This is a genomic window from Corynebacterium pseudodiphtheriticum, assembly GCF_023509295.1.
Taxonomy (GTDB): domain Bacteria; phylum Actinomycetota; class Actinomycetes; order Mycobacteriales; family Mycobacteriaceae; genus Corynebacterium; species Corynebacterium pseudodiphtheriticum.
This window is the reverse complement of the sequence record NZ_CP091864.1, coordinates 326,277-340,653: the sequence shown is the minus strand read 5'-3', so window position 1 is coordinate 340,653 and position 14,377 is coordinate 326,277. Positions and strand designations below refer to the sequence as shown.

Genomic DNA, 14,377 nt, shown 5'->3' with positions numbered 1-14,377 from the left:
CATGGATCCAGAGTTATATACCACGCTGCTGATCATCCCTGCGCTGTTGATCAGCGCAGCATTGGCGATCACGGTCTGGCGCATCATCGTCGGCCCGAACTCATTGGACCGGCTTCTGGGCCTCGACGGAATGGTCGCGATGATGCAATGCGCGGCCGCCACCTACATCGCATGGACCTCGGACTCCACGGTGGTTTACGCGATGATGGTGATCGCAATGCTCGCGTTTATTTCTACCGTGGCTGTCACCCGTTTCCGGAAAAGGGATGTGAGCTAATTATGAATTGGGCTTTGCTTGCCGACGTCGTCTCCCTGGTATTGCTCACTACGGGTGGATTTTTCGTGTTTTCTGCTGCGGTGGGTGTCGCTCGTTTCGGCGATACCATGTCGCGGGTGCATGCGGTCACGAAACCGCAGACCGTCGGTTTGATCATGTGCATCGTCGGTGCGGGTATCCACTTGCCGGTGGCTGGCGACGGCTATAACACCGGGTGGCAATCTGATATCGGGGTGCTGTTCTTGTTGGTGATTTTCGCGCTCTTAACCAGCCCGGTTACCGCGCAACGCCTGGGGCGCATTGGACGCCGTGAAGGCCTTTACGGTGCGGATGCCACGATGGCGCGCAACGACCGCCCGGCCAAGCGCACGCTGCGCAAAAAAGATCCCCGCAAAAGCTAACGCGCAGCCTAGTTTTCCAGCGGCCGCCAGGTTGTCATCTCTTCTGCGGTGGCAGCCACTACTTGCTTCCAGTCTCCCCCGGATTGTGCGAAGCGTTGCCGCTGGCGTTGGTAGCCAGCGCCCTTGTCGACGATCTCACTGACCAGCTGTAGCTCCCGGCTGCAACCGAGTTCTTCTGCGATGGGTGCTAGCTCTTCCACCAGGTCCGCTAGTTCATCTTTCACCCAGCGCTCGTGTGTATCCCGCGAGGTGATTACCAGCGCGTCCAGCCCATAGCGGGCGGCGCGCCATTTGTTTTCTGCGATGTGCCATGGCTGCAGGTTGGGCAATGGGTTATTGGCTTCAGTAACAGCACCAGCACTAGCACTGGTGTCACCGCCAGCGGTGTCAGTATCAACGTTGGCAGCGTCAAGCATCCGGTCGTAGTAGACCACCAAACAATGCGTGAGCGCAGCCACCGCGGATAGCTCGCGCAGGTTCGACGAGGCGTCAGAAACCCGCACTTCGATCGTGCCCCATTTGGAGGCCGGGCGAATATCCAGGTGCATCGAACCAGTGTGGCTAATCACTCCGGAGGCTGCTTGGTCGTGCATGTAGCTCTGCCATTCTTCCCAAGTTGTGATCGCCGGTGGTAGGCCCGCGGTAGGCAATTGTTGATACAGCATGGTGCGGTTGGAGGCATAACCAGTATCAATGCCATCCCATCCCGGCGAAGACGCGGACAGCGCCAACAGATGCGGAAACTTCGTCATCAGGGCATTGATAATGGGCCACACGCGGTCTTCATGCCGGATGCCAACGTGCACGTGCGTGCCCCAAATCAGCATTTGGCTGCCCCAGTACTGGGTGCGTTCGATGATCTCGGCGTAAGTCATCTTCGCGCTCACCGGGTTGGTGCGGAAATCAGAAAACGGGTGTCCCCCCGACGCCCACAGCAATAACCCGTGTTGTTCGGCTGCTTGCCGGATCACTGCAAGATCACAATCGAGTTCCGCCACGGCCTGCGGAATGGTATCGCAGATTCCGGTGACCAGCTCGATAGTGTTTTGCAGGAATTCTTTTTCCAGATGAATGTCCGGCTGAATCTGCTGTGCAGTATTAATCACCGCTTCAGCTTGGTGCGCAAGATCCCAAGTTTCTGGGTTGATAAGTGCGACTTCCCATTCGATGCCGACGGTGGGCCGCTCCGAACGTTTGAACACCTCTCTCGGTGTCTCAGACGAACTTGCCATTACAGAGCAACCTCTCCGATAAGGACCATGGTCAAGCCGTTATTCTCGGTGGCTTCACCAGGCAGATAAGCAGTGTTTTCCCGGGCAACACCGCCGACGCGGTCGGCAAGTTCGCGGGCGCGCTGCTCTGCCGCAGCATTACCAGCTGGGAAGAAGACGGTGTTTTCGCGCAGCACTTTTTCTCCGCCCGGCAGGTTACCGGATTCGCGGGTTTTCTGGCCTTCACGCTCTAGTGATTGGGTCACGCGGTGGGCTAGGCCAGGCACCGTCGAGTTGTTCAAGACAGTGACGTCGAAAGTCTGCGGGGCACCAGCGCCTGCGCCAGCGCCGGCTCCACCGGAACGGCCAGCTGGTGCTTCTCGACGCTCTGCTCCCGGCGCGCCCTCTGGGTGGCCGCCTTCATGGGGGTGCTCCTGTGCCCCGGCTGGGCCTTCAACACCGTCGCGGCCAGCATCACCTGGGTGTGCGCCGTCGCGGTGATCGCCGTCGGCAGGCGCCCCGTTGGGGCCATCGCCCTGGCCGCCGTTTGCAGGAGTGCCGTTGTTGTCGCCTCCGGCTTGCTCTGCGGCGGAGTCTTGCGCGTTGTTCGCAGTATTCGTCGCGGTGGTTTCGTCAGAGCTGGTGAGCGCGAAAATGCCCCATAGGCCCAGCAAAATTGCAACGGAAATCAACACCATCGCTAGGCCACGCAATGGCAGACCAGATCTCGCGCCTGATCCAGCAGTCCCAAAACCGGCAGCTCCCTCAGCACCTGCCCCGCTAGCGTTTTCCGGGCCGCGAGCGTCGGAATAGTTCATGTTCGCCTCATCACCGTGGTATACATTCGTCACACTAGCCACTCTAATATTCCGAAGTATCGGAACTGGTCACGGCGCGCCGATTACGCACGCGCCGCAAGCGCTTTATCAACAAGGGATATTCCTGCATCGCGGGAGCATAATCCAACAAAATATTCAGCCGGCGGTAATACCGCACCGGGGTCATTCCCAACTGAGTTCGGATGGCTTCTTCTTTCGCCCCGGCTGCCCGCGGGGCGTGTTCGGTGAAATCCAAAAGCTCCCTGTCACAATCGGAAAGGCCACCGTCTGTGAGCGTTTGGTGATCGGTCATAGTTAAACTGTAAGGCATGACTGTGCGCCCCATTGTTATCCACGGCGATCCCGTGCTGCATAATCCCACGACCATCGTCGATACCCCACTGGATACCCCAGAGATCCAGCAGCTGATCAAAGACATGTATGAGACCATGGATGCTGCCCGCGGCGTCGGCCTGGCTGCCAACCAGATTGGTGTCGGCCTGCGTATCTTCGTCTACGGATGCCCTGATGTTGACGGACCAAACGGCAGCGATAAGCCAGACGGCGGCATGCGCCGTGGTTGTGTTATCAACCCCAAGCTAGAAACCTCCGAGATTCCCAAGACCATGCCCGCCGCCGACGGCAGCGACGACGAAGGCTGCTTGTCCGTGCCGGGTGAAGGCTTCCCGACGGGCCGCGCGGATTGGGCGCGGGTGACCGGGCTGGATGAAAACGGCAAGGAAATTTCCATCGAAGGCTACGGCTTTTTCGCTCGCTGCCTGCAACATGAGGTCGGACATCTCGATGGCTTCCTGTATACCGATATGCTCACCGGACGCTATAAGCGAGCAGCCAAAAAGACCATCAAGGCCAATGGTTGGACCGAACCGGGGTTGACCTGGATGCCAGGTGAAGATCGCGACCCCTTCGGCCACGACGAGCAGTAACTTCCGCCCATGAACCACCCGAACGCCCCACGCAGCACAAAGTCGCGGATTTTCCGCAGTGACGAGGTGTCTGTCGGTGATCGCGTCATCGTGCGGCGCGCGCTGGGTAACCGCAATGCCCCGGTGTATTCCGATGTCACCGGGCATGTGCTGGAATTAGAACCACTGGTGGTACGCCCCCAAGAAATCGGCGGTTATCCCTCGGAAAAACCCTCGGTGACCATTCCCAACGAGGAGATCTATGTGGTCAAACGTCTCTCACCACGACGGATCCGAAATTCGGAAATCCGTGCCGTGGAAGAGGCGACCGCCGCTGCCTTCCCGGGTATTCACAACCAGGTTTCTTTCGATGGCCAGTGGCTCATGCGTGCTGGTGATGGCATTACCGAACGCTCAAATTCTGCGGTTCCGCTTGGGCGTTCGGCCGGTTTCGTTCCAGTGCCGATCTCCGAAATCTTTGAGTTCTACCGTTCCCATGGCCTGCCGCCGCGCCTACTCATTCCCGAGCGCATCGGTGCCCCCGCCGAGCGTCTGCTGCGCAGCGCACCAGAGGGACAATGGGATCTGGGCCCCGAAATCTTGGTGATGACACGCTCGCTTGCCGACGCCGAACCTGCATCACCAAGCACTGCGGCCGTCGACAAGCTCCTCTTCCGCGTCGACGACGCCCCCGACCAGGAATGGTTTGACCTGTACACCTTCCGCGGCACCGCGCTTCCGCAACACGCACTGCAGCTGCTAGCCGGGCGCATCGCGGGCACTATGGGATTTGCCCGATTGTTGGAACCAGCAACCGGCAGAACAGTGGCCATCACGCGTGCTACGCTCACCGAATCCGAAAACGGCCAGAAATGGCTGGGCTATTCTGCTGTGCAAGTCGCCGCGGATTGGCGCCGCCGTGGCTTGGCTACCCGGCTCGGGGCGGACATGCTGGCTTGGGGCAAAAGCCACGGCGCGGATTCGGCTTATCTGCAGGTCATCTCCACAAATACCCCCGCGATTGCGCTGTATCACAAGCTGGGGTTCATCGAGCATCACCGACATCGTTGCGCACTGTGGCTGGGCGATAGCCCGCGCTGAGCGTCCACGCGCGTGCGCGGGTAAAATAAGGCGCCATGCGGATCGCTAACTGGAACGTGAACTCTATTCGCACACGCACCGACCGTGTGTTGGATTTTTTGCAACGCCATAAGATCGACGTGCTGGCCGTGCAAGAAACCAAATGCGCCGATGACAAGTTCCCCTACCAAGCGTTCGAGGAAGCCGGTTACCACGTCGCCCACTGCGGTTTTCATCAGTGGAATGGTGTGGCACTGATTTCGCGCCACGAACTCCACGACGTCCGCCGCGAGTTTCCTGGCCAACCGGGGTTTCATAAAGACCCGAGTGAGCCGCAAAACATTGAGGCCCGCGCGATTGGTGCCCGCATCGGTGCTACCAATATCGAAATCTGGTCGCTGTATGTGCCCAACGGCCGCGAGATTACCGACCGTCACTACGAATACAAGCTGTTCTGGCTCTACGCCTTACGCGATTACGTCCGCGGCCAGCTTAGCGAAGACGCTGACAAAAAAATCCTGCTCACAGGCGATTTCAATATCGCTCCCCGCAACGAGGATGTGTGGGATCTGCGTGTGTTCGACGGCGCCACCCACGTCACCGAACCAGAGCGAGCGGCTTTCCAAATGTTGGAAGAAGCCGGTACCCGGGAAATCACCCGCGAACTCACCGACGCGCGCTACACCTACTGGGATTACACTTCCATGCGGTTTGCCAAGGGCGAGGGCATGCGCATTGATTTCCAGCTGGCCTCACCGCAGTTAGCGAAACAAGCTCGTTCTGGGTTTGTCGATGTCGATGAGCGCCACGGCAAAGGTGCCTCTGACCACGCGCCGGTGGTGGTGGATTTTCAAGCGAGTGACTTCGACGAGGTTCGTTAAACCGTGGAACCGGCGCTGTCGATCGATGTGACGTGGTGGCAGGCCGCGTTTTTTATCCTGGATTACACCATCAAAATCCTGGCTGTTGGCTTTGTACCAGAAGGCAGGCGCCCATCATCGTCGACGGCCTGGCTGCTAGCAATTCTGTTGATTCCATTTTTGGGTCTACCGCTGTTTTTCCTGATGGGCTCGCCGTTTATTAACCGGCGCCGGCACGAGGTATACAAAAACGCGAATGAACAGCTCAACGACGCGCAGGGGCAATTGCCGGATATGCCGCCGCACCTGTGCAACTCCCGCGAAGTCGCGTCCATGATCGCTCTCAATCGTCGGCTGACTGGGTTCCCGGCGGTCATTGGCGACCAACGTGGTTTGCTCGCCGACTATGACCAGGCAATCAAGCGCATGGCGGAGGTCATTGATTCCGCCACCGACTATGTGCACGTGCAGGTGTATATCCAATCCTGGGACGAGACCACCGACGTGTTTTATCAGGCGCTTGCCGACGCCGTCGCCCGCGGGGTGAAGGTGCGCTTGTTATTTGACCAGATTGGTAGTTTGAAATATCCGGGCTACCGGAAGTTAGGCAAACGCTTGGATGCGATCGGCGTCGACTGGCATTTAATGATGCCGTTACAGCCATGGAAATGGCGTTTTCGCCGCCCTGACCTGCGCAACCACCGCAAGATCATCATTGTTGACGGCAAGGTCGGTTTTATGGGGTCGCTGAACCTGATTGACCGCAGTTACCGGATTCGCAAGAACGTGCGTGCGGGTCGGCAATGGATTGATTATATGGTCGAGTTATCCGGTCCAATTGTCACTTCGATGGAATCGGTGTTTGCCATTGACTGGTATCTGGAATCCGATGAGGTGCTGGACCCCGAAACGCGCCAACCCACAGCGCCACCTGCAGCACTCGCGCACACCGAATATATTTCAGACGCCAATGTTTTGCAGATGATTCCTTCGGGGCCGGGCTACAGCTCAGAGCCGAACCTGCGGATGTTTAACCAGGTGGTACATCACGCAAAAAACCGCCTGGTGCTATGTTCGCCGTATTTCATTCCAGACGAATCCCTGTTAGAAGCCGTGACCAGCGCTGCCTTCCGTGGCGTGCGCGTGGAATTGTATGTCTCGGAACGCGCCGACCAGTTCACGGTGCACCATGCGCAATCATCGTATTACCAAGCTTTGTTGGAAGCCGGGGTGCATATTTACCAATTCCCTGCGCCGTATGTGTTGCATTCAAAATTCGCGTTGGCGGACCCGGAAGACAATCATTGCGATAGCGTCCATGCTGTTGGCATGCTGGGCTCGTCGAATATGGATATGCGTTCGTTTGGCTTGAACTACGAATCCACACTGTTTGTGGTGTCTGGTTCGCTGATTGATGATCTCAATGAACTAGCCGCGACGTACCGTGCGGTTAGCCGCCCACTGACTTTAGAAAAGTGGGAGCAGCGCGGATTTATCCGTCGTTACGTGGATAATGTCATGCGGCTGACTTCCGCATTGCAGTAGCACCGGCTGACCAGGGCAGATCCCCTAACCAACCGAGTTAGCCAACCGCGCTAGCCAAGCGCGTTAGCGCAAACGCATTAACGCAACTCCGCCAATGCCTTGCGCAGCACGGGCAAGGAATCAGCAAACGGCACGAGCAGATCCAGCTGTTCCAGCTCCGCTACCGGAACCCAACGCAAATCATCGGATTCTGCATTTGGGAAGGTCGGCAACTCGCTGCCATCAGCGGTTTTCGCCAGCACCGTCGTGTAGGTCCATTCCCCGGCTAGTTCCGGGCGTTCCGGATCCCCTGGCAGCGGGCCCGCGGTCACGATTTCTCGCAGCACGGTCACCGCGCTTTCCTCGATACCGCATTCTTCGAAAGTCTCCCGCACCGCAGCCTGACTGGCGGTCTCGTGTCCGTCACGGGCTCCCCCGGGAAGGCCCCATGTGCCGCCCTGAGAGGTCCACGGCGCACGCAGCTGCATCAACACGGTGGAATCGTCGGAAAGCAAAAACAACCCGGCAGCGCCGAAGCGTCCCCACAGCTTGCTGCCGTTCGGCCCGGCCGCCCAGCCGTCGCCACTTCCCCGGTGTGTATCAGACATGCCGCCTATTTTAGTAGCCCAGCACACATCGCGTGCGTTAGTCTAGGGTAATGAACGGTCATAGGCCCGCGACAAGCCTCGATCGCCCAATCGATGCAGAAGATGAGATGTCGGCCAACTTTGCCCGCACCTCCCGTGGCCCGTCGCTGCGCGTCGAACCCGTTCCCGCCCACGCCCAGGACCACTGGCTCGATGAAGCCAAAACCACCGACGCGCCGGGCATGTCCTTTCTGCGGCGGTTTTTCCGTTCCTCCTTTTCGGGTTCTACGCAGATCATCTCCCGCATCTTCGGGTTTTTCGGTACTACTCCGGGCAAAATGGCCGTCGGCATGATTGTGCTCACCGCCGCACTGCTCGCTGCCGGGTTGTCGATGGCAAATTCCGTGGCCAACCGACAAACCGAGCTCAACCATCTGCTTACCTCCACTGAGCCGATGAGCAATTCGGCACACAATTTGTATATGTCGCTCTCACTGGCCGACACCATCGCCACCACTGGTTTTGTGCAAGCAGGAGTAGAGCCGGAAGAAACCCGCAAACAATACTTGCAGGCGGTGGATTCCGCTGCCAGCGAAGCTACCGCTGCTGTGTTGGATTCGGACGACGAGGATGTCTACCTCCGGCAATTAGCTGTGCAGATCCAGCGCCAGCTGCCGGTCTACACCGGGTTGGTGGAAGCCGCACGCACTAATAATCGCGCCGGAAATGCCGTCGGTGCGGCATATATGTCGAATGCCTCGGCGATGATGCGCGATGACATCCTCCCCGCTGCGGCTTCACTGTTCCGGCTATCGGCCAAGAACGTCTCGGAGCAACAGGATCAGTTGACTCGCCCACAGTGGGTTCCGCTGTCCGGTTTAGTCGCGGCCTTGGTGTTTTTGGGGTTGGCCCAGTACTGGTTGTGGCGGATTAGCAGGCGTCGTTTCAACCGCGGTTTCTTGGGGGCAACGTTGCTGATGGCACTGGCTTTGGCGTGGGTTTCTGGCACCAACGTTTACACCTGGCATTTAGGCAGCCAGGGTTTCGCGGAATCATCCACTCCCTGGGATTCTCTCACGCAGGCCCGGATTGATGCCCAGCGAACCCGCACGGAAGAGATTCTGGCCTTGGTGCAGCGTCGGACGAACTACAACCCTTCCTTGGAATTTTCCTCCACGAATGAGCATATTTCGGACGCACTGGCTGATTTCAGCAATTCCACCGCGCTGCATTCATCCGATGCCGCCACTATCGACGAAGCGCGGACGGCTTTGCAGGAATGGGATGAGGCTAAAGCCCACCTGTTGCGGGCATTAGATTCCGGTAATTACGAGCAAGCTTTGGCCTTAGCGACGGATTCGTCACCGGACGCAGCAGGCACCGGGACGAACCAAACCATGAGCTCGGCGGCTGCCTTCCAGAAACTGGATGCTGCCTTGGCTGAGCTGATCGCAACGGCGCGTGATTCTATGCGCTCTTACCTGAGCGAGAGCCTAGCCGCGCTGAACTTGGTAGCAGCTGCGGTAAGCCTGTTTTCGGTACTCTCGGCAATTGCCATCTGGCTGGGAATTCGTCCACGAATGGTGGAATACCTATGATCGACCGTGTTATTCGCCACCGTGCTTCTCACTGCCAGGCGAGTTGTTCCGATACTGACCACTACCGCTTCCGTCCGCTTCGGCTGGTCGCGGCTCTCACCGCGCTCGGGCTGGTATTATCCGCCTGCGCTGTGCCAGACTTCACCCCCAGAAACGACGCCCTAAGCATCCCGCGCGATAGCGCCACCGGCATCCCGCTACCCGCCGGCGCACGTGTAGAAAAAGCCGGTACCCGTCAGGGAACGGAAGTCGAAGAATATGCTCTCCGTGGCTCGCTGAAACCAGACGGTCGCACCGCGGCAGAGCGCATCCCGTCGATTGTGGAACGTGGCTATTTGATCGTCGGCATCCAGCAATCGCAAAACTTGTTGTCTTTCCGTGATCCCACCACCGGGCAGTTGTCTGGCTTCGAAGTCGACCTCGCGCACGAAATAGCCGAGGATATTTTCGGTGACCGCAACGCCGTCGATTTCCGCTTCGTCGAATCGCAACACCGCGTGCATACCTTGAGCACCGGAAAGGTAGATTTTTTGCTCTCCACGCTCACCATCACCCCCGAGCGGCAACAGGAAGTGGAGTTTTCTACGCCATACTTGTCGACGAATACTCGCCTGCTGGTCAACCGGAATTCTGAGGTCAACCGGCTGGAAGATCTCGCCTCGCGCACGGTGTGCGTGACGGATAATTCCACCGGCATCAACCTTGCGCGCTTGCACTCCCCGAAAGCCGATATCTTAAAGGCCGTAACTTGGGCCGATTGCTTGTATGCGATGCAGCATAACCAAGCTGATGCGATTCTGGTGGATGATGTGATCCTTTCCGGCTTGGAAATCCAGGATCCATACACGGAAATCGTGGGCCCTGCGGTGAACTCTGATATTTACGGCGTTGGCATGCCCAAACCAGCTCGCAGCGCACATGCCGACGAGATTGCTGAGGCAGAAGGGCTAGTGCGTCAGGTCAATTCCACGCTCGAGCGCATCCGTACCGATGGCACCTGGTGGGAATTGTTCCGTCATTGGTTTGCGGGACGCTTGCCGACGGCGGGTCCGCCACCGCTGCACTACCGCCCAGAGGATGGTGAATAAGTGACTGAGAAATCTGCCCGCACCGAGGCCACAGAACATACCGAGGCTGCGGAATATACTGAGGCCACGAAACATACAGAGGCGACCGCGCACACGGAAGCCAGCCGTGTGCCCGAGGCCGAGCCGGCGACCTCCGCGGTCCCGTTTGATCCTTTCGCTGAGGATGACAACGACGACGGCAGCGAGGACGGCAACGGCGACAGCGACGGCGGTTACAGCGGTGGCGACGACGACAATATCGCCTCGCTGCTACAAGACTTGCAGAAAATCCGCGATGAAAAAGCCCAAAAGCAGCGTGCTAAAAGACAAGAAGACACCTCCACACGGGCTCGTCGGCAAGCACTATCCACCTTCCGCAAACGTCGCCGTGCCCAACGCACCGCACGCGCAGTCGCCGACCGCATGGTGCGCCTGCCCTTCGTGGTGCCAACGGATCCGCAGGAAGCCCTGATTGACCCACGCGAGGCGATCGAAAAAAAGAAAATCCCGGCACCGCAGCTGAACCCCGGTGATATCGTCGCCCAGCAATACGAAATCTTGGGCGTGATCGCCCACGGTGGCATGGGTTGGATTTACCTGGCCAACGACCATTTTGTTTCCGGGCGCATCGTGGTGCTCAAAGGGATGCAATCGCAAAAATCGGCCGAGGAAACCGCCGCCGCGGAAGCCGAGCGCGAGTTCTTAGCAGATATTACCCACCCCGGCATCGTGAAGATCTTCAATTTCATTGACGACGATCGCGTGCCCGGCGGGTTTATCGTCATGGAATACGTCGGCGGGCCTTCGCTGCGCCACCGCCGGAATTCGCAGCCCAATCACGTCGTCGCCATCGATATCGCCATCGCTTATATCCTAGAAATCTTGCCTGCGCTGGAATACCTGCATGCTCGCGGCGTGGTCTACAACGACCTGAAACCGGATAACATCATCATCAGCGAAGACCAGGTAAAAATCATCGACCTGGGTGCGGTCTCCGGAATTGGCGCCTACGGCTATATCTACGGCACCAAGGGCTTCCAGGCCCCCGAGGTGTCTACGCAAGGACCGTCCATCGCCAGTGATATTTACACCATTGGGCGCACCTTGGCAGCACTCACGCTCAACCTACCCTCGGAAGACGGCATCTACCTTCCCGGGCTCCCCGGACCGTCGGAAGAACCCACGCTGCGGCGCTATTTGTCGTTTTATCGCCTACTGCAACGGGCAACCGCACACGATCCCAAACACCGGTTTTCTTCCATCGAAGAACTGCGCACCCAGTTGTATGGGGTGTTGCGGGAAGTCATCGCCATTCGCGACGGCATCCAGCACCCAGCGCAGCACTCGTTGTTTTCCCCGCAACGTACCACTTTTGGCACCAAGCACGCCGTATTCCGCACCGATCAACTCATCGATGGCATCGAACGGTCCGTGCACATCACCGCGGCCGAGGTTGTCTCTGCCCTACCCGTCCCGTTGATCGACCGCAGCGACCCAGGCGCGTCTATGCTTTCTGGTTCTTCCTATACTGAGCCGCAGGAAGCGCTAGAAACCTTAAGGCAAGCGATGCACACTAATGAATACGTCGGTTCGAAGGAAATCCCGCTGGGCGTGGTGCGAGCGATGCTGGACTTGGGGCTGACTACCCAGGCGCGGGAATGGTTGCGTTCCTTAGAAGAAGATATGGCTAGCGATTGGCGTTTCCGCTGGTATTCCGGGGTTACTGCAACCCTGCTGGACGATTACCGCGACGCGCAAGACCATTTTTCCTCGGTGATGTTTTTGCTTCCCGGCGAGGCAGCCCCGAAGCTCGCGCTGGCCGCGGTCGATGAGTTATTGCTCGAAGAGCAAGGCCGGAACCATTTGAGTTTGCTTCCGCCGGAGCTGTCACGTGCCACAACGGGCACCCCGGATTCGCTATCAAACATCCCCAATGAGTTTTTCTTAGCACGCCCCGAAATTTGGGAGCACCGCACCGATGAGCCGGCCTCGCTGCGCTTTCATGCACTACGTTTATATTCCATAGTCTGGGAAACTAACCCGGCGACGGTGTCTTCGGCATTCGGTTTGGCACGGCAGTTAATGGCCGAAAAACAAGTGGAATTGGCAGTGCAGGTTTTAGATCGGGTTTCCCCTGCTTCCCGGCACCACCGCATGGCGGTCTTGACGACGATCTTGCAGCTGTTGGCCAGCCCATTGAATGAACCGTATATTCGGCGGGCTGCGCGTCGGCTGGAATCCATCCCAACGAATGAGCCGCGCTTTTTACAAATCAAAACCGCGGTATTGGTTTCCGCACTGAACTTCTTGCGGGAAGCAGATTTGGAGCAGTCGGCCTCGCCGCACGAGCTTTTCGAGCACACGTTTAGCCAGCACGGTTTACGCTCTGGCTTGTACGACACGCTGCGGGCGCAGGCACGAGTGGCTCCGTTTCCGCGGCACCGCTACGCGCTGGTGGATTTAGCGAATATGATCCGCCCGGCGACCTGGTTCTAACGGCTGCTGTCGTTGTTAGGGCTGCTGTCGCTGGCAGTTTCAGTTAGCGCAGCGGTTTCGGGCCCAGTCTTGCTCCCAGATTCAACCGCAGCTGCACCGTCTGCCGTGGCACGTGATTCCGGCGTCGTGGCAGCTGCAGCGCTTGTTTCCTGTGCAGTGCCAGTGCCACCTCCAGCATCAGTATCAGCGCCACCGTCATCACCAGCATCTGCAACGGAGCCAGCTGCACCAGCATCTTCTGCACCAGCTTCTCCTGCACTAGAGCCCTCGGTGCCAGCAGTGACAGAATCATCGTCAGCAGCAATGGTGATTTCCATACTGGCCTCCCGCGCCACCAAGTGCGCAGCATCGGTGTTATCGGCAGTCGACAACACCACTCCCATGCGTCGGCCCGGGTAACTACCTGCTTTCCCGAACAACAGCACGGAGGTTTCTGGGTGCGCGAAGGCATCCTGCAACCCGCCATAAGACAACGTGTCCGCGTCCACCTCAGAACACAACATGCGGGCAGCTCCCGGCGAAGTGAGTGTCACATCGATCGGCAGACCCAAAATTGCCCGTGCATGCAAATCAAACTGCGAATAGCGCTGCGTGGCCATGGTAACCATGCCGGTATCCGTCGGCCGTGGAGATACCGAAGAGAAATACACGTCATCACCAGCGACGAACAACTCCACGCCATAAACTCCGCGTCCACCCAATTCATTAGAAATCCGGGCGGCAATAGAGCGCGCATTTTCCATCGCTACCTGGCTCAACTGCAGCGGTTGCCAGGAATCAATCAGTCCGCCGTCGCGGTGATCATGCCCGATAGGCTCAGCAAACCAGGTGGCTAATTCGCCCGTTTTCGGGTCAATCGAACGCACCGCTAGCAGGGTAACTTCAAAATCAAAGTCGACGAAGCGCTCCACTATCACGCGGCCGTCGAAATGCGCTTCCGCAGAAGCGGTCTGCCAAGCCTCGGTCACATCATCGCCGTAGCGCACCACCATATGCCCGCGTCCGTTTGAGGTAACCGCGGGTTTCACGATGGACGGGTAGCCCATCTCATCCAAAATGGTTTTTAGTTCTTCCGGGCTGGAAGCGAAATCGTAGGCGGTCGTCGGCAAGCCCAATTGTTCCGAAGCGGTACGACGGATAGCTTCGCGTTCCATGGTCAGCTCGCAAGCCCGCGCCCCAGGCACTACCACGGCAGAACTTGCTTCTTCGATCTCTCGCAGCGCTTCTACCGCGACGATCTCCACTTCCGGGATCACATAATCCGGTTCAATACGCTTTGCCAATTCCAGCACGGCCGCAGCGTCAGTGACATCTGCAACGTAGGAATATTGCGCAACCTGGTGGCCCGGCGCGCCGTTGCGCTTGTCGACGGCATGGATTTCCAAGCCCAGCCGCTGGAAACTGATCGCTAGCTCGCGACCAATCTCGCCCGCGCCCAGCAACAACACCCGGGTGGCATTCGAGCTCAGCGGTGTACCGATGGTGCTAGACGTGTCCGTGGTCTCGGCAGCTTCCGTTTTCTCACTCATGAC

At 58.4% G+C, this 14,377-nt stretch carries 14 protein-coding genes; 9 read left to right on the top strand and 5 right to left on the bottom strand.

Annotation, left to right across the window (positions count from 1 at the left end):
- The first annotated feature begins 1 nt into the window (after nucleotide 1).
- Nucleotides 2-277, top strand: a complete 276-nt coding sequence (locus L9H78_RS01455; protein ID WP_021352012.1) for a monovalent cation/H+ antiporter complex subunit F — start codon at nucleotides 2-4, stop codon at nucleotides 275-277.
- A gap of 2 nt (nucleotides 278-279) precedes the next feature.
- A complete protein-coding gene (locus L9H78_RS01450; protein WP_249620267.1) occupies nucleotides 280-678 on the top strand; it encodes a monovalent cation/H(+) antiporter subunit G in 399 nt (132 codons plus the stop codon).
- An 8-nt stretch (nucleotides 679-686) separates the two neighbouring features.
- Here L9H78_RS01450 and L9H78_RS01445 read toward each other — a convergent pair whose 3' ends face one another.
- From L9H78_RS01445 to L9H78_RS01435, 3 genes are read right to left on the bottom strand one after another with little or no spacing between them, the layout of a single operon-like run.
- Nucleotides 687-1,910, bottom strand: a complete 1,224-nt coding sequence (locus L9H78_RS01445; RefSeq protein WP_249620266.1) for a glutamate--cysteine ligase — start codon at nucleotides 1,908-1,910, stop codon at nucleotides 687-689.
- Nucleotides 1,910-2,740 (bottom strand): LytR C-terminal domain-containing protein, encoded by an 831-nt coding sequence (locus L9H78_RS01440; RefSeq protein ID WP_249620265.1) that lies wholly within the window; start codon nucleotides 2,738-2,740, stop codon nucleotides 1,910-1,912. Before L9H78_RS01440 ends, L9H78_RS01445 begins: the two co-directional genes overlap by 1 nt.
- Nucleotides 2,741-2,750: 10 nt before the next feature.
- Entirely contained in the window at nucleotides 2,751-3,020 is a 270-nt protein-coding gene (locus L9H78_RS01435) for a DUF3263 domain-containing protein (protein ID WP_023018432.1), read from the bottom strand.
- 16 nt (nucleotides 3,021-3,036) lie between these two features.
- On the opposite strand from L9H78_RS01435, the gene L9H78_RS01430 reads away from it, so the two are divergent.
- The 4 genes from L9H78_RS01430 to L9H78_RS01415 are packed head-to-tail and all read left to right on the top strand — an operon-like array spanning nucleotide 3,037 to nucleotide 7,118.
- Nucleotides 3,037-3,654, top strand: coding sequence for a peptide deformylase (locus L9H78_RS01430; RefSeq protein WP_249618217.1), 618 nt, complete (start codon nucleotides 3,037-3,039; stop codon nucleotides 3,652-3,654).
- A gap of 9 nt (nucleotides 3,655-3,663) precedes the next feature.
- Nucleotides 3,664-4,734: an N-acetylglutamate synthase, CG3035 family gene (locus tag L9H78_RS01425; RefSeq protein WP_249620264.1), complete on the top strand. Its 1,071-nt coding sequence runs from the start codon at nucleotides 3,664-3,666 to the stop codon at nucleotides 4,732-4,734.
- A gap of 35 nt (nucleotides 4,735-4,769) precedes the next feature.
- Nucleotides 4,770-5,594, top strand: a complete 825-nt coding sequence (locus tag L9H78_RS01420) for an exodeoxyribonuclease III (RefSeq protein ID WP_249620263.1) — start codon at nucleotides 4,770-4,772, stop codon at nucleotides 5,592-5,594.
- A 3-nt stretch (nucleotides 5,595-5,597) separates the two neighbouring features.
- The gene (locus L9H78_RS01415; protein ID WP_249620262.1) at nucleotides 5,598-7,118 is read left to right on the top strand and encodes a phospholipase D-like domain-containing protein; all 1,521 of its coding nucleotides are present in this window, start codon (nucleotides 5,598-5,600) and stop codon (nucleotides 7,116-7,118) included.
- Nucleotides 7,119-7,195: 77 nt separating this feature from the next.
- Here the strand turns inward: L9H78_RS01415 and L9H78_RS01410 are convergent, their stop codons facing one another.
- Nucleotides 7,196-7,705, bottom strand: coding sequence for an NUDIX domain-containing protein (locus tag L9H78_RS01410; RefSeq protein ID WP_249620261.1), 510 nt, complete (start codon nucleotides 7,703-7,705; stop codon nucleotides 7,196-7,198).
- Between the two features lie 50 nt (nucleotides 7,706-7,755).
- On the opposite strand from L9H78_RS01410, the gene L9H78_RS01405 reads away from it, so the two are divergent.
- Genes L9H78_RS01405 through L9H78_RS01395 form a run of 3 tightly spaced genes read left to right on the top strand, consistent with a single transcriptional unit; the run spans nucleotide 7,756 to nucleotide 12,845 of the window.
- On the top strand, nucleotides 7,756-9,282 hold the full coding sequence (locus L9H78_RS01405; RefSeq protein ID WP_249620260.1) for a hypothetical protein: 1,527 nt from the start codon (nucleotides 7,756-7,758) through the stop codon (nucleotides 9,280-9,282).
- The gene (locus tag L9H78_RS01400; protein WP_249620259.1) at nucleotides 9,279-10,370 is read left to right on the top strand and encodes a glutamate ABC transporter substrate-binding protein; all 1,092 of its coding nucleotides are present in this window, start codon (nucleotides 9,279-9,281) and stop codon (nucleotides 10,368-10,370) included. Before L9H78_RS01405 ends, L9H78_RS01400 begins: the two co-directional genes overlap by 4 nt.
- On the top strand, nucleotides 10,371-12,845 hold the full coding sequence (locus tag L9H78_RS01395) for a serine/threonine protein kinase (RefSeq protein ID WP_430622740.1): 2,475 nt from the start codon (nucleotides 10,371-10,373) through the stop codon (nucleotides 12,843-12,845).
- On the opposite strand, the gene purT is transcribed toward L9H78_RS01395, so the two are convergent.
- Entirely contained in the window at nucleotides 12,842-14,374 is a 1,533-nt protein-coding gene (gene purT, locus L9H78_RS01390) for a formate-dependent phosphoribosylglycinamide formyltransferase (protein ID WP_347276371.1), read from the bottom strand. The genes L9H78_RS01395 and purT overlap by 4 nt on opposite strands.
- Nucleotides 14,375-14,377 lie beyond the last annotated feature (3 nt).